General features: G+C 46.7%; 15 protein-coding genes and 1 pseudogene. 13 read left to right on the forward strand and 3 right to left on the reverse strand.

Translation table 11 applies throughout. From position 1 onward, the window contains the following. Positions 1–37: 37 nt before the first annotated feature. Entirely contained in the window at positions 38–655 is a 618-nt protein-coding gene (locus ACXAD8_RS12910) for a DJ-1/PfpI family protein (RefSeq protein ID WP_475229227.1), read from the reverse strand. A 262-nt stretch (positions 656–917) separates the two neighbouring features. Between ACXAD8_RS12910 and ACXAD8_RS12915 the strand changes: the two genes are divergently transcribed. The 3 genes from ACXAD8_RS12915 (at position 918) to ACXAD8_RS12925 (ending at position 7,013) form a co-directional block, all read left to right on the forward strand. Next, entirely contained in the window at positions 918–1,208 is a 291-nt protein-coding gene (locus tag ACXAD8_RS12915; RefSeq protein WP_475229230.1) for a co-chaperone GroES, read from the forward strand. A 39-nt stretch (positions 1,209–1,247) separates the two neighbouring features. Continuing rightward, positions 1,248–2,891: a chaperonin GroEL gene (groL, locus tag ACXAD8_RS12920; protein WP_475229232.1), complete on the forward strand. Its 1,644-nt coding sequence runs from the start codon at positions 1,248–1,250 to the stop codon at positions 2,889–2,891. Positions 2,892–3,932: 1,041 nt separating this feature from the next. Next, positions 3,933–7,013: a TonB-dependent receptor gene (locus ACXAD8_RS12925; protein ID WP_475229234.1), complete on the forward strand. Its 3,081-nt coding sequence runs from the start codon at positions 3,933–3,935 to the stop codon at positions 7,011–7,013. A gap of 336 nt (positions 7,014–7,349) precedes the next feature. Here the strand turns inward: ACXAD8_RS12925 and ACXAD8_RS12930 are convergent. Beyond that, positions 7,350–7,481, reverse strand: a pseudogene (locus tag ACXAD8_RS12930) (transposase); the annotation flags it as partial. A 68-nt stretch (positions 7,482–7,549) separates the two neighbouring features. Between ACXAD8_RS12930 and ACXAD8_RS12935 the strand changes: the two are divergent. Continuing rightward, positions 7,550–10,012, forward strand: a complete 2,463-nt coding sequence (locus ACXAD8_RS12935; RefSeq protein ID WP_475229237.1) for a hypothetical protein — start codon at positions 7,550–7,552, stop codon at positions 10,010–10,012. Positions 10,013–10,245: 233 nt separating this feature from the next. Here the strand turns inward: ACXAD8_RS12935 and ACXAD8_RS12940 are convergent, their stop codons facing one another. After that, positions 10,246–12,429: a winged helix-turn-helix domain-containing protein gene (locus ACXAD8_RS12940; protein WP_475229239.1), complete on the reverse strand. Its 2,184-nt coding sequence runs from the start codon at positions 12,427–12,429 to the stop codon at positions 10,246–10,248. Positions 12,430–12,636: 207 nt separating this feature from the next. Here ACXAD8_RS12940 and ACXAD8_RS12945 point away from each other — a divergent pair, with 207 nt between their 5' ends. The 9 genes from ACXAD8_RS12945 (at position 12,637) to ACXAD8_RS12985 (ending at position 21,757) form a co-directional block, all read left to right on the forward strand. Further along, entirely contained in the window at positions 12,637–13,860 is a 1,224-nt protein-coding gene (locus ACXAD8_RS12945) for a serine hydrolase domain-containing protein (RefSeq protein ID WP_475229241.1), read from the forward strand. Between the two features lie 152 nt (positions 13,861–14,012). Then, complete coding sequence (locus ACXAD8_RS12950; protein ID WP_475229244.1) at positions 14,013–14,606, forward strand: hypothetical protein; 594 nt, start codon at positions 14,013–14,015, stop codon at positions 14,604–14,606. 3 nt (positions 14,607–14,609) lie between these two features. Next, positions 14,610–15,290 carry an RDD family protein gene (locus ACXAD8_RS12955; RefSeq protein WP_475229246.1) on the forward strand — a complete coding sequence of 227 codons (681 nt, stop codon included), beginning with the start codon at positions 14,610–14,612 and terminating at the stop codon, positions 15,288–15,290. Then, positions 15,287–16,240 carry a stage II sporulation protein M gene (locus ACXAD8_RS12960; RefSeq protein ID WP_475229248.1) on the forward strand — a complete coding sequence of 318 codons (954 nt, stop codon included), beginning with the start codon at positions 15,287–15,289 and terminating at the stop codon, positions 16,238–16,240. The genes ACXAD8_RS12955 and ACXAD8_RS12960 overlap by 4 nt, the downstream gene beginning before the upstream one ends. Next, on the forward strand, positions 16,227–17,792 hold the full coding sequence (locus ACXAD8_RS12965; protein ID WP_475229251.1) for a hypothetical protein: 1,566 nt from the start codon (positions 16,227–16,229) through the stop codon (positions 17,790–17,792). The genes ACXAD8_RS12960 and ACXAD8_RS12965 overlap by 14 nt, the downstream gene beginning before the upstream one ends. After that, the gene (locus ACXAD8_RS12970) at positions 17,789–18,925 is read left to right on the forward strand and encodes a DUF4350 domain-containing protein (RefSeq protein WP_475229253.1); all 1,137 of its coding nucleotides are present in this window, start codon (positions 17,789–17,791) and stop codon (positions 18,923–18,925) included. Before ACXAD8_RS12965 ends, ACXAD8_RS12970 begins: the two co-directional genes overlap by 4 nt. Continuing rightward, positions 18,922–19,899, forward strand: coding sequence for an AAA family ATPase (locus tag ACXAD8_RS12975; protein ID WP_475229255.1), 978 nt, complete (start codon positions 18,922–18,924; stop codon positions 19,897–19,899). Before ACXAD8_RS12970 ends, ACXAD8_RS12975 begins: the two co-directional genes overlap by 4 nt. Next, positions 19,896–21,236, forward strand: a complete 1,341-nt coding sequence (locus tag ACXAD8_RS12980; protein WP_475229257.1) for a DUF58 domain-containing protein — start codon at positions 19,896–19,898, stop codon at positions 21,234–21,236. The genes ACXAD8_RS12975 and ACXAD8_RS12980 overlap by 4 nt, the downstream gene beginning before the upstream one ends. A 146-nt stretch (positions 21,237–21,382) precedes the next feature. Beyond that, positions 21,383–21,757, forward strand: a complete 375-nt coding sequence (locus tag ACXAD8_RS12985; protein WP_475229259.1) for a hypothetical protein — start codon at positions 21,383–21,385, stop codon at positions 21,755–21,757. Positions 21,758–21,809: the final 52 nt, after the last annotated feature.

Consider the following 21,809-nt stretch of genomic DNA (forward strand, 5'->3'; position numbering starts at 1 on the left):
TTGCCATATCGGCAGTGTAGGGTTTGCACAGATTATATCAGTCGCGCCTAAAATCCATTCCACACTCAGCGCTATTGCGGTGATACTCCATATAGGTTGCGGTTTTGTTGGCGACTTCTGTTCCGGTAATGTCCCTGAGCATCTCAAAAGCGGCATCAATACCGGCGGATATCCCGCCTGCGGAGAGCAGTTTTCCATCGCGCACATAGCGCAGGTGTTTCTGAGGCAAAGCATCTGGTGCCAACTCTGTAATATGCGGGTAAACATCCTGATGAGTGCAGTGTTGTTTGCCGGATAACAGTCCTGCCCCGGCCAGCAAGCGAGTACCGGAGCATACGGTTAACACCTGTTGCGCCTGGTGATAATGTGCTTTTATCCAGCGTTGATAGTCTGGTTGCTGGAAAATGATCTTGGTGCCATCGCCACCAGGCAATACCAAATAATGGATTTCATCGGGGCAAGTGTTAAAACTACAATCTACGCCCACTTTCAAGCCGTTGACCGCGACCACATCCTCGCCCTTTTCGCTCAGTGTAAAAACGTTAAACAGGCTGAAATCATGTAACTCATTGGCCACCGAAAACACTTCAAAAGGGCCAGCAAAGTCCAACACTTCCACCTGGTCAAACAGTAATATCGCAAGATTTTTCTTCATGGTTGTCGATTCCTAAATATTGACAGTGACCATGATTGTTTCGCTTTATCAGGGTGTTTTTCGGACTTTGCTACGACGAATTGCGACAAATAAACAAAAAAAGCATTTTTTTTAAAAAAAGTCCTTGAGATCGATTTTGAGAACCCCATCTAGGCTTGCAGAAACAAACAACATGCCACTTTGCCATTCGGCACAGCGGCTGAAATAACCGCCCATTTGGGTTTTTATTTGACTTACACAAGACTTATCAGGAGATCTTGAGATGGCAATTCGTCCTTTACACGATCGCGTTATCGTTAAGCGTCACGAGCAGGAAACTAAATCTGCTGGCGGCATCGTTCTAACTGGCTCTGCTGCAGAAAAATCCACTCGTGGTGAAGTTATCGCTGTTGGTAACGGTCGCATTCTTGACAACGGTGAAGTTCGCGCACTTGACGTAAAAGTTGGCGACATCGTTGTCTTCAATGATGGATACGGCGTTAAAACTGAAAAACTGGATGGCGAAGACGTGCTTATCATGAGCGAAAGCGACATCCTTGCAATCGTCGAATAATTCAACCCCATCAACTAAGCATAATTAGAGGAAATTAAAATGGCAGCTAAAGAAGTTCGCTTCTCAGATGACGCTCGCGCAAAGATGTTGGCGGGTGTTAACGTTCTGGCAAATGCAGTAAGAGTAACTTTAGGTCCTAAAGGCCGTAACGTTGTTTTAGACAAGTCTTTCGGCGCACCTACCATCACAAAAGACGGTGTATCTGTAGCCAAAGAAATCGAACTGGAAGACAAGTTCGAGAACATGGGCGCTCAGATGGTTAAAGAAGTTGCGTCTAAAGCTAACGACGAAGCGGGTGACGGTACTACTACTGCAACTGTTCTGGCTCAATCTATCGTAACTGAAGGTCTTAAGTCTGTTGCTGCGGGTATGAACCCAATGGATCTTAAGCGTGGTATCGACAAAGCCGTTGCTGCAGCCGTTGAAGAATTAAAAGCTTTGTCTACTGATTGTAAAGACAGCAAATCTATCGCTCAGGTAGGTACTATCTCTGCAAACTCTGACGAAGAAGTAGGTAACATCATCGCTGAAGCGATGGACCGTGTAGGTCAAGAAGGCGTTATCACTGTTGAAGAAGGTCAGGCGTTGCAAAACGAACTGGACGTTGTTGAAGGTATGCAATTCGACCGCGGTTACCTGTCTCCTTACTTCATCAACAACCAGGACAACGGCACTGTTGAACTGGAAAACCCATTCATTCTGTTGGTTGACAAAAAAGTTTCCAGCATCCGTGAATTGTTGCCAGTACTAGAAGCTGTTGCTAAAGCGTCTAAGCCTCTGCTGGTTATCGCTGAAGACTTAGAAGGCGAAGCACTGGCCACTATGGTTGTTAACAACATGCGCGGTATCGTTAAAGTTGCTGCAGTTAAAGCACCTGGCTTCGGTGACCGTCGTAAAGCTATGTTACAAGACATCGCAACTTTGACTGGCGGTACCGTAATCTCTGAAGAAATCGGTCTTGAGCTGGAAAAAGCTACTCTGGAAGATTTAGGTACTGCTAAGCGTATCGTTATCAACAAGGACAACACCACTGTAGTTGACGGTGCTGGCGACGAAGAAGCTATCAAAGGTCGTTGCGCGCAAATCCGTGGTCAAATCGAAGAATCTACTTCTGACTACGACAAAGAAAAACTGCAAGAGCGTCTGGCTAAGTTGTCTGGCGGTGTAGCAGTAATCAAAGTTGGCGCAGCTACTGAAGTTGAAATGAAAGAGAAGAAAGCTCGCGTAGAAGATGCACTTCACGCTACTCGCGCTGCCGTTGAAGAAGGTGTAGTACCTGGTGGTGGTGTTGCTCTGGTTCGTGTTGCAGCTAAATTAGCTGGCCTGACTGGTGACAACGAAGACCAAACTCACGGTGTAAACCTGGCGCTGCGCGCGATGGAATCTCCTCTGCGTCAAATCGCTTCTAACGCCGGTGCAGAAGCTTCTGTTGTTACTAACGAAGTTAAAAACCACGAAGGTAACTACGGTTACAACGCTGGTAACGACACTTACGGCGACATGATCGAAATGGGTATCCTTGACCCAACTAAGGTTACGCGTTCAGCTCTGCAATTCGCAGCGTCTATCGCCAGCCTGATGATCACTACCGAGTGTATGATCACTGACGCACCTAAAGATGAAGCTCCTGCGCCAGATATGGGCGGCATGGGTGGCATGGGTGGCATGGGCGGCATGATGTAGCACCACGCCCTATCTTTCAGTAAGTTGCACTGAAGTCGACCAACACTCAAAACCCTGTTTTTACAGGGTTTTTTATTTATAATATTGAAAAACCCTTTCATTACCTTTCATACATGTTCACTTTTTTAGAGGGCATTTGGAGGTGTTTATATTTGACATCGCCCCAACAACCCCCTCCTTCAATTCCTGAAATTTGCGGTTACCGACTACAAGATTAAATTCGCAAAATGTGGTGTTCAACAAACTCAAAGAAAGCTTTTTGATGGAATCAACCTTTAAGCTTACGCCCTACTGTCTCCTAAAGTATTTTCACAGAACACGTCAGGATCTCCTATAAGTACAGGGAGGAGGGTGAGGTAATACCCTTCCTATGCTATGGCATGCACTGCATGACACCGTGACTCGCAATCACCAATTTACATAAATGTGGTAACTACTACAGCACGTGCATCGATTTATCCAAGCGACTTCGGCTTTTCTCGGAAATAACCATGAACTAACAAAGAGAGGGTAGCAGTGTTAGGATCAACTATTTAGTAGTAAGAATTGATTAATACTTCTCACTGACAATAAGAACAATTGCTGAGCGCGCCAGTAACCAACACTCTTTTATCTGCGGCCAGGTAGCACTATTCCACAGTTGTTATTGCTTATAGCCGGATACTTGATAAAAGTTCACCTAAAATCTTACTCTTTAGCTGCGCCAGAGCCAGTTACAGGGAATAGTCAGTTTAGTTTACAGGCCTATATACCAAGTTTAATAGATTCTTTTACTCATTTTTCATCTGAACTGACGGCAGAAATCACAAATTACTCTGTTCGCTGTCTCTAACTACTCTAAATTTTTCCCCTTTGCGGTGAGTTGATAGTTTCAGAGTATGTCTTACCTTATTTTGCACCTATTTATTGAGGAGTGTTTCAAATCACCAATATGAACAATACAGTATATTGTATACAATATACTGTATTTTTTCCTCTGTTCGTTTTATCATCGCTCGGGTCGGTTTAACCGGCTAACAAACAACAACAAGGGAAATTCATATGAACAAACAAACAAGATGGCAACACAGCCTACTAGCCGCCACAGTGGCTAGCTGCCTGTGTGCCCCACTCGCACATGCTGCCAGCGATACCTATGGTGAAATGCGTGGTGCAGTGATATCAGAGGGTGCAGATCTGGCGAATGCATTAGTTACTCTGGTGCATGACAACAAAGGAATTGTACGTAAAACCAATACTAATGCGGATGGCGAATTCAGTATCAAGGGTCTGCCGGTTGGTAGTTATACTGTAACTATCAGTAAAGATGGGTACCAGAGTGCATCGGTAAGTAAAGTAGAAATATCTCTGGGGGGTGCCACGGACCTTAAGGAAATCAATCTGACCGACAGCAATATAGAGGTAATTCAGATCTCGGGTAGTGCAGTGGCTAAAATTGACTTTCAGGGTTCTCAGCAAGGGGTTAGTTTTAGTGCCGATGATTTATCCACTATGGCTATCGGGGAAAGTCTGACCGATGTGGCGACCCTGGCACCCGGTAACGCCATTGGCGATAATGATATTTTTTCGGGGATTGGGGGTTCTGACGGCCGCCTGGTCAGTTCAGCAGGTGGCTCAGTAGCCGAAAATGGTTACTACCTTAATGGCTTCAACATTACTGATATTCGATACAACGCTATAATCTCTGAGTTTCCTTGGGAAATAGTTGACCAGATTCAGGTTATCAATGGTGGTATTCCCGCACGCTATGGTCGCACTGTAGGTGGCGTAACTAACATGGTGTCAAAAACCGGTGACAACGAATTCCGCTTTGGAGTAAAACTGGACTGGGAGCCCGGTGGTCTGGGTGGCACCAAACCGGATTTTAACTATACAGATCGTAACGGAGATGGTTGGTACAACCATGCCCGTCATTCAGAAGACAACAGTGATTTGAAGGAATACAGCCTGTATGCCAGTGGTCCGATTATTGAAGATAAAGCGTTTTTCTATGTCCTCTATGCACCAGCCAGGAACGAATATGAGTGGGCCGATACCGGTGAATCGGATACTACCTTCACTTCTCGCGATGTAGATAAAGATTCACTGTTCATTAATTTGGATTGGCAAGTAACAGAAAACCACAGCCTCTCTCTGATGCACCTTGATGCCCAGCGGGATACCACGGATAATGAATATCACTGGTCGGCACAAAACGGCCGAGGTGATCTGGTGGTTGACTTAGATGGGCTGGATCGTACCTTTGAAATCGATAATCAACTTACCATCCTAAACTATAGTGGTTACCTAACCGATAATTTATCAGTGATCGCTAACTATGGGCGAATGAAAACCTCTAATGACGGCCGCCTGGGTACCTCCGAGCAAAATAGTCTTTATGACTGCCGCACTGGTAGTTGCGCATTGGTTACAAATACTTTTGGTGACTATGCCAGGCTGGAAGAAGATACTCGGGATACTTTTAGGGTTGATTTCGACTGGGCCATCACTGATGACCATACCTTATCTTTTGGTTATGAGCAGGATGATATCAACGCCAAAATTGACAACCATGGCCATGGCCCCGATGACCTGGATGAATTTGGTTTGTCCAGGCACTACTCAACTATGCAAGTATGGCGAGCATCCACTGACCGTACTCGTTGGTGTTCGCTTGGGAATGCCTGCGAGAATGGTGAGTTCACAATGCCAGCAGGTGACTACCTTTATACCCGTGAATTTTCCAAAAAAGCCGATATTGATGGCAAATTTTCGGCTTTCTATATTCAAGATAAATGGCAGGTCACCGACCAACTGGTTGCGACCTTTGGGATACGTAATGAAGCCTTTTCCAACACCACCAACAACGGTGATAAATGGATAGACATAGACAACCAATGGGCACCCCGGCTGGAACTTAACTATGATATTGACGGAAACCAGAAGGTCTTTTTTAACTATGGTCGTTATTATCAGCCTGTGGCACTGCGAGTAAGTGAGCGCTTTGTTGCACCTGAATTTGATATTCGTACGTTCCGTACTGCCAACTTGGATAACGGTCAACTCAACACTGGGCCGATTCAAGGCGTGCAAGTCTATGGTGACGGCACTGTCAGACCCGGTCAGATTTTTGCGGATGCCGACCTCAAACCCATGTATCTGGATGGCTATAACCTTGGCTATGAAATAGTACTGAATGACAATTGGTTACTTGGCATTACCTATACTTACCGTGATTTAGTGCGTTCCATAGAAGACTCACAAGTGGATGGCTTCGCCGGTGAAGGTGGTTGGGGTGTTTTGCAATGGTGTGCTGACAATAGCAAGGACTGCAGCGGCTTTGCTGATGTAGCAGGGCAAGTATGGAACGGTGGCTCTGCCCGTTTGCTGAATCCCGGTCAAGACCTGACTATTTGGGAAGACTTCAATGGCGATGGTACGCTAACCCTGGAAACAATCCCTGCCGCATATCTGGGTTACCCAGAAGCTAAACGGAAATACCATGCACTAACGTTTACCTTTGACGGCGATGTGACCGAGCAATTTCATATTGCCGGGTCTTACACCTGGAGTCGCTCTGAAGGCAATACCGAAGGGTTGGTACGTTCGGATAACGGTCAGCGTGATCCGGGTTGGACCCGCGCCTTTGATGAACCGCAAATAGTAGAAGACGGATATGGCCGCCTACCCAACGACAGACCGCACAACTTCAAACTGTGGGGCGTATACGAACTGAGTGAAGATGTCACTGCGTCTTTCAACTACAGCTATTACTCAGGTCGGCCCATCAACCACTTTGGTTACCACGAAGATTTGCCAGGCTGGGGGGCGGAGTACTTCCGTAAGGATGAACAGGCAGTTGCTCGAGGTACAGCGGGAAGAACCCCCAACATTCAGACATTGAATCTGGGGCTGAATTATTTTGTGGAACTGTTCGGTGGTCAGACTCAATTCAGTTTAACAGTATTCAACCCGTTCAATTGGGACAAAGTAACAGACGTGCGTGAAATTGGTGAAACGTCGTCAGTTCAGGACCTGGGTGATGGTCAACCTTTGACTGCCAACGACGATGCCCTGTGGCGCACTCCATCAAACTGGCAAGCACCACGCTCGGTACGTTTATCTATGCGTTACGACTTCTAACCTTTCCTGACTAAACGCCGGAATCGACCCGGTTTACGTCTCGTAAGGGTCATGTCAAATAGTTTGTCATGACCCTTTTCCCTTACTCAACATTAAACTACTCTCAACGAATGTGGGAGAGGTATTTTTAATACTCATTGTGGCTTTCTGAGCTATTCGTCCATATGCTCCCGTACTTCCGATCCATTTGGATACTTTAACAGCTTGATTTAAATTCACCTGAGATCGGTTTAAGCCCTACTTTTATCATCTGATATTCCACTTCAGAGTTGTTCAGTGGCGGCTTCTCTGCCTTCGGCAATAGGCTTTCAAGCCCCCAATTAGATTCAGCATAAACCCGTTCATGCTGCGATGTCTGGGAATGCGTAAGTTGCGACAGATTTTGAGAGTAGTTGAATCAACGAGCTCAATCCCTGTCGGCTTTCCCTTGATTTGGGTGAAGTAGACACAGAGCGGAATCAATGTATGGACTTTCCAACTATATATTGTATATTGTATATTGTATACCCATTATAACTTGCAATATACAGAAGTTAATGCAAAACATCATAACCCTACTGCTCTTATTGCTGTGCTTGTCGGGCTGCGGCACATCAATATCCGAAACAGAACCCCTTGCCCATAGCCAATTACCAGTGATACCTGCCCCTGGTGAGCAAGAGGTTGATATTCAGATAGCAGGCAGAACTTCCAGACTACAGGATATAGATATTGCTTTTGTCGGTAAGCAAATCCCCTACACCTATAGCACAGGTAAGATATCGAACAGCCCCGGTTACAACTGGTGGGTCAGCAAACACTTCGCGATTCAAAGTGATTTACCGGAAGAAAAGGTCAGGCTGTATCTGGAGTTACTGGAGTTGTCTTACCCCCAGTATGTTGAACTGTTTGGTGCACAGCCCCCCAATATAGAGCGGCAACGCATCGCCGTAGTGTACGGTTCCAGCCGCGAGCGGGTGCGTGAAGCCATGCTGGACGACGGCTTTGACCGAGGTGTGCATGATACCGCAGGGGGAGAAACTATGTATTACAACCGGGCCGGTTATAGCTTTCCCAGTCATCGCCAACAGCATCAGCGTTATATTGTCATCCATGAAACCATGCACGCTTTTCACATGGCTTTATCCGGGCATTCCACCTGGGCTCCCAATTGGATAACAGAAGGTTTGGCTGATGCCATAGCCTCCCATGTATACGATCCCAAACGCCGTGAACTGACAGTGATGGTTTTTGATCGAGCGCCAATGAATTATCTGGAGATGGGGCTAAAACAATATTATGAGGGAGAGATGCCAAGTATTGAACAAATTAACGATGATCCGGCTCTAAAACGCGGTCTGAATTTCCTTATTATCCATTTCTTAATTTCTGACCCGCTACGCGCACAATATTTTGCCCTGTTTCGTGACCGCCTGATGACTGCCAACCCGCACTCGGATGCGACACTGCCCACCGCGAATCGACTGCTAAAGGAAACCTTTACCGATTGGCCAGCATTGGAAGCCGATTTTGCCCGATTTGTGCATGAGTTGAAGCCTAGCTTCCATATTGCCTATGGCCCTTGGGAGCAAGACGGCAGTAGTTACTTTATTCGGAGTGGAGAAGCCGAACAATTGCCCAGACTAGATATTCGCCTGCCAAAGGGCGCGAACAACCAACAAGTGATGGATTTTCCGGCGCCGCAACCTAATCGACTTATTGAACTGACCAACGCATCGGTGCATTTGGCTCACGGCCTGTTAATCGACTTTGTGCCGGAACAACTTCAGCGAGGTCAGATTGGTCTGGCTCTGGGTTTGCAGCTAGCCAACGAAAACCACACTTACAGACAGCAGTTCCAAGGCGAAGCTGACAATAACCTGGACAGCTATCTGAGCCTGCAACTGGTTGATGGCCGCTATCTGAAAATTCAGAGCCACAACTTATTGGCCGATTACGCCGCATTCGCTCTAAGCCCGGATTTATTTGCAGCAGTTCAAGCTTCCCATCAATTGGGTATCAGCCTGAAAACCACACCAGAAGCTCTGCAAATAGTGCTGCGTAGTCAGGCACAAGTGCAGGAATTCAATTATCCTCTCACCCCAGAGTTGTACCAACAACTCAGTCAAGGTGATATCAGCCTGTTGGCCAAAGATGTCAGCCATAAGCTAACCCCTTATTTAAATGATGGTCGTGTGACTGCCAGCTACCAACCACAAAATCTAACTAACCCCTGGCAATTTTCCAAGATGCAGGGCTTACGTCGCGCCTTTGTGAGCTGCGAGAACCTAAAGTCATTGGTAACAAACTGCCAGCCGCAATTGAAATCCATTTTACGTCAGTTACCTGACCAGACCAGCCATCAGACGCTGGCAGTACAGCTGGACGCACTGCAAACACAATTATTGGAAACTAAGGATAATGACTTAATTGCAAATCTTGGTGGTATTCAGGCCAGCATTGTTTATCATCAGGAACAACCCTTTTTGCGTGTTGTTAATCCATCAGACTACCCGGTAGCCCTTAGTGCCGAAATAGTCTGGCAAGGAAAAACACAGCCCCCCGTCCTCACACAGAATCTAAAGCAATTGCTGCTACCTGGCGTGCATAACCTTAGCCTAAGAACCTCTACCGAGGCCCACCAGATAAGCGCAAATCTGAAACTGCAATGGCGAAACCTGACCAGCACGCAGAGAAGCGTTTCCCCGGTCGCCCCCTTTGATGGCGTTTACTTAAGCGCGAATAAACAGCAAAGCCACAATCAATTGCATATTCACACCAAGTTAACCGGTCCGTATTCGGGGCAAAGCAAAGGTAAACTTATTTATGAGGTATTTCCTAGTTATGCAGTAAACCAAAGCCTGGTAGAGAAGCACATCAGCTTTGCCCCATATGAACAATTTGAAACGACTTATAGCTTTACTTTGTCCCCAAATTATCGAGGGGATGTTCAAGTGCAGGTCCTGGCTGAGATCGAAGTGGACGGCGAAGCGCTCAAATTAAAGCAAAATCTTCAATAAATTCACACATAAATAGGATTTGACCTAGAGATCGAAGGCGGCTTTACTGAACGCATCAGCTAAGTCCGCCTTGAGCTCAAACTTTACGAGTATTGTTAGGAACACTCTTACCGGGCAGTCCTTTACTTGATGGAAAATCAACAATATTTAGGTCATGAAGATGAAACAAGCTAATCGGAGATTACCATACCTTTGACTAAAGCATTGTGGACTTAAAATCCCACCCGACTTGTTTACTGCAACGTCAACTCAACCACTTCCTTACTGGCTGCGACGCGTAAAGTCAGTAGCATCTGCTGCTCGTTAATATCCGTGATGTAGTCAACGGTGTCTGGCAGTTGCGCGATAATGCCTGATCTATTGTCCTGCAGGTTGTAAAACCACAACTGATAGTCGCTATTAATGCCGTATATTTGTTGGTCCCTGACTACAAAGTGCTTATGACTCCCGGCACCATATTCGATAGGAAGCAACTGCTCTTCGGCCGGACCCGGTTGCCAAAAGCGATCCATGTTATCCATATAAATCACTCTGTCATCATCGGTTTTTTGGGCCCATAGCACCTTTTTATTATTCACGACCCGTACACTGCGTTTTTCCAGGTCAATCTCCACCAGGCGACGGATCCCCTGAATTTGCGCCATCGCCAATGCAGTCTGCTCCCCGCGATCCCAGTGAAAAAGGTCTGTTACAGGATAAGGAATCTGCACCTCGGTTTCGCTACCATCAAGCTCAATACGCCTTAACTCGTAAGAAGCGCTAACCAAAAGGCCTTGTCCATCTGTGGCCCATGCAAAACTCCTGATAAAGGTATCCATGGGAAATTGACTAAGCTGTTTGGTTATGAGGCCGTCGGTTAACCAGATTTGCTCCGTACCGGAACGGCCGGAAGAGTAAGCAATCCAATCACCGCCTGGCTGAAAAACGGCCTGGTCTTCCCCCAAGGTGGAGCGCACCAACGCGCTATCGAGCATTTGCTGGCGGGTTATTTCACCTGGAGTACCATCTGGCTCAGGGCGTGGCAGCAATACAATGTCGCTGTCGTAATGGCCTTTAATGGCCAGCATATGTTTACCATCAGGGTGAAATACCGGCGTTCCCATCGCCTCATCCAGTGGCACACTAACCCGCGCTACCTGCCCTTTGTCGGACAAACTAAAGAGTTGTCTGCCGGTGCTAAATAGCAAGACACCATCCTGTGCCGAGAAACGCGGGTAAATCGGGCGATATTTAACAATATTGTCAGGAAAGCGAATCTCACGGCTGGATAGCAACTCACCGTCAGGTTTGCGCATTTCGATATAGGCTTTCCCCTCACTATCGATTCGTGACAATGCCAGTAACTGCAGTTTCGGCGAGTAGTCATAGTAAGTCAGGTTGCCTTCATCAGATGCAAACAAAGTGCTACTTTTATTTTCCTGAATAGAATAGCTGATGAGTTGCCAACGGTCCTCTTGTTGTTGCATCAAGGCAATTTCATCCTGATTTAGCCAGTTTGCAGTGCGAATTTCGGTATTTTTACATTCCATCAAGGTTTCTGGAGCCTGCGGGGCTCTGAGTGCCTGTTCAAAGTCCAGACTTTGCAGTTTGTAACAACTGTTTTGCGTAACCGGCGTTCTGCAATCAACCTCTTTAACAAACGCTAACGTTTTCCCATCTGCTGAAAAGGCAGGATTGCCATAAGCGCCAATGTCTTGAGTCAATTGGAACTCTTCCTGGGTGGCGATGTTCTTTGCCCAGAGGTTATTCACGCACAATACTTCCGGGAAGCGCTTAAACACTATGTATTGGCCATCAGGAGAATAAACACTGGCAAGTTCCCGGTTGTCGGTTGATGTCAGAGGGCGAATGTTGTCGATAACAAAGTGGTGCTCCGGCTTTGTCCAAAAACTCTGAAGCATCACACCACCTGCTACCAATAGCAAAACAGCCAACACAACTATATTGCGTCGATTGAATGGCTTGTTGTCTTTGCGGTACTCGGAATCTATTTCTTTGTGAGCCGTATCGCTGCCTTCAATACTCTCGGTTGAGCCAGCAGTGATGGTTTCAGCAAGCTTATCCCTGTCTTGTTCATTGCTGGTTTGCGGGGTAATACCATTTTGCCAGCTTACGCTACATTCCAGGCTGTAGCCTTTTTTGGCATGGGTTTTAATAATTTGCTGCTGTCTGCTGTCGTCTCCCAACGCCTTGCGCAATTGTGCAATACAGCGTTGCAGGGTGTTAGGCGATACCACGGTATCTTTCCAGATGTTATCCAGCAAGTCGTCCTGACTCACTACCTTGCCTTGGTGCTCCGCGAGATAGGTCAGCACCGCCAGTACTTTAGGCGGTAGTGTCAGCGTTTCGTTATTGTGGGTGATCTGATTCCGGGATAGGTCAATAAAAAAACCACCCAACCAATATTGTTCTGCCATAACTCCCCTGACGTCAGGCTTACCCTAAAGCTACCAACGTTACCACTATCACTTAATTATCAGAACATCATTTCAGATTATCAGCAAAAAATCAGCGACAAGTCAGCCTTTTTTCATGTTTTCTGGAGAAATTACGACAGACTGGCGATGAGTTCAAAACCACAACTCAGAAGTAAGCTGAGATGACAAAATCTTAAAGAGACAGATATGAAAAATAAAATCCGCCACTTATACGCTGCCACAGTTTTGAGCATGTTGTGCAACCCTGCTTTAGCCGGTTCAGAATCTACTCAGGCCCCCAGAGCCACAACAGAAGAAGCTTTAATTAAACACTGGCGCGAGCCTGAGCAAAATAAAAGATTCATGGATATTCCGGAACTTGAAAAAGCCTACATCAGTGCAACACCAGAAAATCTGGATGATGGTATCTCTGTTGGAAAGCTGAAGAAGAACAAAGCGCATATCGTTAAGCTAGCTAAAGAAATTGCTAAAGAAAAGCACGGCCAAATGGACAGCTTACTCATCGCCCACGAAGGCGAACTGCTGTTTGAATCCTATTACAAGCGCGGCCGTATCGACCTGTCACACCCGCAATCTTCCGCAACAAAAAGTTATACCTCTCTTGCTGTAGGTCGCGCCATACAGCTAGGTTACCTCTCAATGGCTGATTTGGACAAACCTGTGATTGGTTTTCTCAAAGATCTGGATCATTCTCGATTGGTGGATGGAGCCGAGAGAATAACACTGCGCCATGCCCTGACCATGACCACAGGTATTGATATCAGCGAAGAGCAATGGCAGCAGATCAATGACAATCCAGAGAAACTAAAGGGACAACAAGAGATTCAGGTTATCCTCGAAACCAGCAAACCTATAAGCAAAGATTCGCAGGGGTTTAAGTATGGCACCGGCCCGCAATTTATTATGCAAGTACTCGATGCCGTTGTACCCGGCACTGCCCAGGAGTTTATTGAACAGGAACTCCTCAACAAGCTCGGCATCCACAATTACAGCTGGAAAACCGCCGCCAGTGGCCTGCCCGAAGCTGGCTGGAAAGTCAGTATCACCTCCAGAGATATGCTTAAATTTGGCTTGTTAGCCATCAATAACGGCAAATGGAGCAACCAACAACTGATCTCTGAGGATTATCTCAACGAAGCTACCAGCCGTCAGATCTTCACCGGCGACGATGATATCTATGGTGGTGGCAAGGATGTCTCCAAACAGGGCTACGGTTTTTACTTTTGGGGGACTGATTTACATTACAACGGTAAGCACTATCCTTCAGCATCAGCCCAGGGCGGCGGCGGTATGTACATCATGCTGATTGAAGAGCTTGACCTGGTCGTGGTGGTCACCGCTCATCACGGCGACGAGGCAACACAACAAATTATCGCAGAGCGCATTATTCCGGCCTTCGTAGCAAGCTAATAAAACAGCGTAATAGCCCGGCATACTCATTATCTATGCAGGGCTTTCGATTTCCCAGCTCTGGCTACTCAGACCATCCGCATTACCACTTTACAATGTGTTACAAAGCCAATACATTGAAGTCTGAAGAATAAGTTTCAAAGGAACTGAACATGTCAGAAACCTCAGAAGTCAATTTATACGCGGCGCCGGAAGCCAATGTAGATGTCCCAGAAAACCTTTTAGAAAAACAGCCTGAATACCATATCACCAGTGGCTTGAAGGTTATCATTTTCAGCATTTTGTCTATGGGCATCTATTCACTGGTTTGGTTTTATCAACAGTGGCGCAGACAAAAAATCTATGGCGGTGAAGATTGCTGGCCAGTGGCAAGGGCAGTTTTTAGCATTTTTTTCGCCTATTCCTTGTTTACCGGAATTAAGCAACTTGCTGAAATCAAACAAGTAACGGTGAAATGGTCGGCCGGATTGTTGGCAACCATTTATATCATCTCCTCAATTGCTTCTAACCTTTCGGATAAGATATTAGAAGGTATCAAAATCGGGCCTTTTGCCAGCATGTTTGTTTTGGTAATCATATTATTTATTCCGGCTATCGTAATGCAGACCGCACAAAAATCCATCAATGACATTTACCGTGGTTCAGTAGAGGACATGAATGAAAAATTCAGCCTGGTGAACTGGGTCTTTACGGTATTATTGCTGGCGTTTTGGGGTTTAATGATATTTGGTCTGCTGCAAATCTAATACATGCCTTTTGACAATCAAATAAAAGTCGCGCTCCCCGAAGGCGCAGAGATCGAGCTTACGCCCGCCGGATTGGGTATACGGGTGATGGCGTTTGCCGTGGATATGCTGATCCGCATCGTCTGCTTTATTGCCATAGCCCTGCTGGTAGGCCAACTGGGCCAGTTTGGTTCCGGCATTTTGTTGTTGAGCTGGTTTTTACTGGAATGGTTCTATCCGGTCATCTTTGAAGTATTTCTGGGAGCCACTCCCGGCAAACGAATCTATAAAATCAAAGTAGTGCAGGACAATGGCCTGAATATCTCTTTTGCCGGTTCGTTAACCCGCAACCTGTTTCGCGCCATCGACTTTTTGCCTTTTGCCTACATTTTTGGTGCGGTTACTCTGGTGCTCAACCAAAAATTCCAACGTCTGGGCGACATAGTGGCCGGAACCCTGGTGATCTACGAGCCGGAAAATCGATTTTATAACACCTCCTCAGACGACAGAAATATCAAAATTACAGTGCCCCTAACACTCAAGGAACAAGGGGCGATTCTGAGCTTTAATGAACGCATGGACAGCTTTACCACCGAAAGAGCAGACGAGCTGGCACACTTAATAGCGGATATTTTTCCAGATAGCGATTTAAGTGACAGGGAAAAAATTCAGATTTTGGCGGCGCAGATAATAGGGAAATCATGAAGCAGTCAGACTTTATAAAACAACGCGAGGCCAGCTGGAGCGAGTTTGTCACCATCATTAATCAGGGTGAAAACGCCAACAAGGCCCAGTTCACCGCACTGTATCGTCAGTTGTGCCATGATCTGACCTTAGCAAAAGACCGATATTACAGCCCTACCCTGATTGCCCGGTTAAATAAAATGCTTATCGACGGGCAAAAAATACTTTATCAAAATCAAAGATTGCAGTTTTCCTCCATGCGCCGCTGGCTATTGCAGGATTTTCCACAAGCCCTTTACCAACAACGTATCTACGTACTGTGGGCGCATCTGCTGTTTTACGGTTCCGGCTTATTGTTTTTTATCCTTACCCTGGTTTGGCCACAATTCGTCTATCAGAACATGTCGGTGGACAGCCTGACTCAAATTGAAATGATGTATAACCAGGAAAAACCCCTGTTTACCGAAGAGCGCCACTCTTCCGGGGATTTTGAGATGTTTGGTTATTACATCTACAACAATATCTCAATTGCATTTCAGTGCTTTGTGGGGGGAATTTTATTGGGTTTTGGTACCCTGTTCTTCTTACTGTTCAACGGCATTTATTTTGGTGTCATCTCCGCCCATATGGTTAATGTGGGATTCAGCGAAAACTTCTTTTCATTCGTTATCACCCACGGCTCCTTTGAACTCACAGCGATAGTGCTATCCGCCGCCGCAGGCTTAATCGTGGGCCACAAACTCATTGCCCCAGGGCAACTAAGTCGAGCGGAATCTCTGAAGCAGGCAGGAAAATCGGCTTACCCCATCGTTTTACTCGCCTTTTTATTGTTAATACTGGCGGCTTTTGTTGAGGCGTTTTGGTCTTCCACCACCATGGTGTCCGCCAACGTGAAATTTATTGTAGGCGGATTTTGCTGGCTCTGGATGCTGGCCTATGTGCTAAAAGGGAGTCTGTATGGAGCCAGGTAAAATCGCCATTGAACTGCATCCGCGAGACAACTGGCAATCCTTTGATCTTGGCACCAAACTAGCCATTCACTGGTGGAAACCACTATATGGCTTCTGGTTTATTAGTGCCTTACCTGTGCTTTTGTTTGCCATGTTGCTGTCGCCAGAGTGGGGCATCATACTGCTGTGGTGGTTGAAACCCCTGTTTGAAATGGGGCTTTTGCATATCATCAGCCGCAATATCTTTCAGCAGAGTACCAGCATCAAGTCCACCTTACAGGCGATGCCTGCACTGCTGAAAAGCCAGTTATTACCCGCCCTGTTATGGCGTCGCCTTTCACCCAATCGCGGTTTTAATCTTGCTGTCAGCCAGTTAGAGGGGCTGACCGGGGACAGACGCAGTCAGCGATTAAAAGTACTACACCGAAAAAGCAGTGGCGTTTATTGGTGGTTAATTATCTGTGTGCACCTGGAAACTTTTATCATGGTGGCCTGCTTAAGTCTGATCATGATGCTGACCCCAGAGGGCAACAGCTTTTCAATTTTCGACTTTTTTATTGAGGAGACAGACTCCAGCTTCCTGCTCAACAATCTGCTGGTCTTTATCGCTATGTGGATGATGGCACCTATCTACCAGGCAGGCAGTTTTATGGCCTACCTGAATCGTCGCATCATACTGGAAGGTTGGGACATCGAGTTACAGTTCAAAGGCATCCAAAGCTCATTGAAAAAGACTATAAAAACTGCCGCAGCAGCCACCCTGGTATGCTTTTTTGTCGGCGCAATGGATAGCTCAATAAATCTGGCGCATGCTCAATCCGAGTACGACAGCGAGAGCAGCGAACAATCAGAAGACGCCTCAGAACTTACCCCGGAACAACTGGCACTGCGACAAGAAACCGAACAGTGGGCACTTTCTGAAAAACAAAAAATCGAAAATATTCTGGCTACAGAACCATTCAGCGAACAGGTAGAACAATACGACTGGCAATGGAACGGTTGGCAATGGCAAAGTGAACCTGATAAGCAGGATAAGGGCAACGGCCTGGATTTGCTTAAATACGTGGCGATTATCGCAGAGTTTGGGGAACTGATATTCTGGCTAGTGTTTGGCGGAGTCTTGCTGTTGATTTTGTGGCTGACCCGGCACCAGATACGTCAATTGTTCAGTGCCAAAACGGCACCAACTGAAACGCCAAAACAGGCCGTCATACCCGATTTTGTCTCCTCTGGGACAATCTTAACATCAGGAAAAACCACCGACTATCCACAAGCTATAGCAAACGCGCTCGATGCACAGAACTGGCGTCTGTTTCTTTCTCTGTTGCTAATCAACTCGCTACAGCAATTGCAAAACAAATACCCATTACAATTGCACAAATCAGATACCGAGCAAGAATGCTTAAGCAAGATTAGCCAGGCCAGCAACAAGTCAGAACAGCATTACTTTCAACTGCTTTTTGCCCAGTGGATTCGAATCGCCTGGAGCCACAATCCCGCCAATCCGGAAACTTTGCGGCAATTACACAGTCTTTGGTCGGAGCTTTTTGCGCAACAGGGGAAAGCTGAATGAGTGCCATAACCCCATTGCGAATGCTGATTGCGCTGCTGTGCCTGATGTTGCTGGGATACATCTATCAGGGTATCAGTATCAACAAAACCTACGAACCCGAGTCACAGTTAGACAAATTTTACGATAGGCCCTTTGCCGTATTGCAACACTACCTGCAAACCGACAACATTGAGCTGGAAGTGATACAAGGCTACGACCCCAACCGGCTGAGCGTCGCCTACTTTGAGCAATTGGATACCAATACTATTGTGGTGTTTCGACTGGCAGAAGTGGTCATCAGTGAGGAACTGGCAGACAGTATTTTAAGCTGGGTGAAACGCGGTGGATTTCTGATCCTGTCCGGGCTGAGATATGAAGAAACCAGCCAAATCCCGGCCAACCAGTTATTCGAGAAGCTGGGGGTGCGTTTTGAATGGCCGGAGCAACCCAGCTATCTGGAAACTCAGATAGAGCTAAGTCATTACCATATCAACGTCAACCTGGAAACCGAATACAGTTTTGCCTCCGACTTTATCGATAAAGACAATGACTTCTGGTCCGGTACATCGTCTGGCACCACCATAGTGCAGAAAAACCTGTCCGAGGGTTATGTTACCTTGATGACAGACGTAGAAATCTGGACCAATAACCAGATCAACGAATACGACAATGTGGTGTTCGCCAATTTCCTGTTTTCCGATAAAAACAAAGTTGTTATTTTTGGCAGCTCAGATCAACCCCATTGGCTGACATCACTGTTCTACCTGAGTCCCGGATCTATGATATTCCTGGGGCTGACGCTGATTCTGGGTTTGTGGTTGTGGGCTATGCGGTTTGGCGCGATTCAGACACCTAAAACTCAAAACCCATCTTCTTTCCAACTACACCTTGAAGCCAGTGCTAATTATTTCTGGCAACAGGATAAACACTACGAACAGCTGACCCAAATCAGAAAAACCATAAAACAAGACATTGTCAGCGCTTTCTCTCTCAGAGACGCCTCGCAATGGCAAAAAGTGTTGCCTGCTTTGGCTGAGCGGGCGCAACTACCGCCCGAAATCATTACGCATTCACTTGACGACTGGCAACCAGCCACAGAAAAAGACTACGTTGCTTTAGTTAAAAATTTACAGCAAATAAGGAATCATTTATGAGTGAGGAAATTCATTCAGAACAGGCTTATCAAACGGCGCAACAACAGATTGTGGCGTTAAAAAGCAATATTCAACAAGTGGTGCATGGACAGCAGAGCGTTATCGAGCAGGTCATCACCTCTTTTCTAGCCAATGGTCACATTCTGTTGGAAGGGGTTCCGGGCCTGGGTAAAACCTTATTAGTGCAGGCTTTTTCCCGCAGCTTGTCGTTACAGTGCAAACGCATTCAGTTTACACCTGACATGATGCCTGCCGATATTACTGGCCACTCCATGTTAGTAATGCACACTGGACAGTTTGAAGTGCGCAAAGGGCCGGTGTTTACCAACCTGTTGCTGGCGGATGAAATCAACCGTGCCCCCGCGAAAACCCAGGCTGCACTGCTGGAAGTTATGCAGGAGCGCCAGGTCACCATCGACGGTGAAACCTTTGCTGTAGGCAATCCTTTTATGGTATTGGCTACGCAAAACCCGCTGGACAGCGAAGGCACCTACCCGCTACCAGAAGCCGAGCTGGATCGCTTTTTAATGAAGGTAGTGATGGACTACCCCAGTCAGGAAGAAGAAATTCAGCTGGCGATGAACAACAACGAAAGGCATATCGCTGACCGGGTTGGCCAGCTTGATGCAGTACTAAGCGAAAGCGATCTGGCCACGATCCGACAACTGATTAAGGCTGTTACTGTGGATGAAGCCATTGTGCGCTATGCGGTAGAGCTAGTGCGCGCCACTCGCCAGTGGAGTGGCATCACCCACGGCGCTGGTGTCCGGGCTTCATTGGCACTGGTGGAATGCGCCAAAGCCACGGCCGTCGCTGAAGGTAGTAATTTTGTGACACCGGATATGATCAAGCGCCTGACTAAACCCATTTTACGCCACCGCATCATCTTATCGGCAGATCGGGAAATTTCCGGTGACCAGGTGGATGAAGTCATTAATGAAATCGTGTCATCGGTGGCGGCTCCCAGACAATGAAGTTAACCGGATTTAAACCGACCCTGAAACTGCTGGTGGTCCTGCTGATTTTGGCGTTATTGTGTCTGTCCTACGATGCATTATTGCCCCAGCAAAGCCAACCAGTTTCGGGCCTGCAATGGACTGCTATCCTCGTTTCACTAATGCTGGTTATCAGCCTTTGGGATGCCTTTCGTGCCGGATTCAGCCCGAACCTGAAGATCTCTCGGACGCTAAACTCTAATCTGTCGGTCAATAATCCGGTCGCAACAACTCTTACCATCCACAACGACAGCAACAGACATATTCGCCTTGCGCTGGCGGATTTGCTACCGCCCAGTTGGGCACATGATGTATCCCTAGCAGAGCACAGTATCAGTGCCCAATCTGAGCATGAAATTCAGTATCAAACGACTCCAGGACTACGAGGATTATTTTCCCTTCCCGGTATAGAATGTCGGGTGCGCTCCGACCTTGGATTGTGGCATTTTGACTGGCTGTATTCCTTACCTGCTGAGGTACGGGTATATCCCGATTTTCGCATGCTCCACGACTTGTCCGGATTAAAAGGCAGTGCGGTACTGAACCAAACCGGTATTCGTCAGTTTCATAAACGCGGTAGCGGCATGGATTTTAAACAGCTCAGAGACTACCGCACCGGTGAGTCGTTGCGTCAGGTAGACTGGCGCGCCACCAGCCGCTTTAATAAATTAATCTCCAGAGAGTTTCAGGACGAAAAAAATCAATCAGTGGTGATCATGTTAGACGCCGGACAACGCATGATGGTGCAGGACAATGAACTGCAGTACTTTGACCATGCACTGAACACTCTGATTGCCCTGTCACACACCATTTTAAAAAACGGTGACGAACTCAGTCTGATGAGCTTTGGGCAATCAAACCGATGGTTAGGCAAGGTTAAAGGCGTGGAAGCCATTAGCCAGGTACTCAATCACTTTTTCGATCTGCACCCACAAAGTGTCGCCAGTGACTATCTGCAGGCGGCCAGTCAGCTCATTGAAAAATGCCCAAAACGCTCTCTGGTAATGCTGGTTAGTTGTTTACGAGATGAGGATTTTTCAGATCTTCTGCTGGCTGTTAAATTATTGCAAAAACACCACCTGGTCGTGGTAGCCAGCATCCAGGATAGCTTGTTTGACGAGGTAAACCAGCAGCCTATAGACACCCGGCTAAGCGCAGGAACCTGGCTTGCCGCTCAGGATTTAACCGGGCGTATTGCCCGCAATCAAAAAGCGCTGGAAGCCTTCGGGGCGATCTGTATTTCCGCCAAAGCCACAGGCATTACCCCATCCACCATCAATACCTATCTCAAAGTGAAAAAGGCAGGGATCTTGTAAAACCAAATCCCGCCTGCTCTAAGCAATTCAATAATAAGTTACATTTTACACTGGCCACCTAGGCAGGCTAACTTATTTGCCCCTACGCTTTCCTATTTATGCAGTTATGGTAAATTTATATTCAGTTATTTTATTGAAAATTCACTATGTTGCCATCCTATCAGGTCGTCGTAAAAAAGCAGTTAATCAAGGTAGACTTGGAGGGGGACTGGGATAACAAGTCTGATTTGGCTTATCTCAATGATCTGGCAATGGCTATGCGCAATATGCAGGCGGCTCCATGGGGCTTAGTGGTGGATATGCGCGGCTGGGAAGTAAGCAGCGAAATACTGCAATTCAAACAAAAAACCGCTTTTCATATGGACCGGCGTAACCAGGTAATGGAATGCTGGATTGTAGAAAACATGGACCAGGGAGCCCATTTAATTCACTTTATTGAAAAGGCCGGCATTCCCTTAAAGCGATGCACCAGCCTGGAGAGCGCACAACTTTGGCTCAATCAGTATGGTTTTGAGCTATGAACCTGAATCAACTTAATCATATCGTCACAAACACCATGTAGTCTGACTTTGC

This window comes from Planctobacterium sp. AWH2_060, from assembly GCF_056158425.1.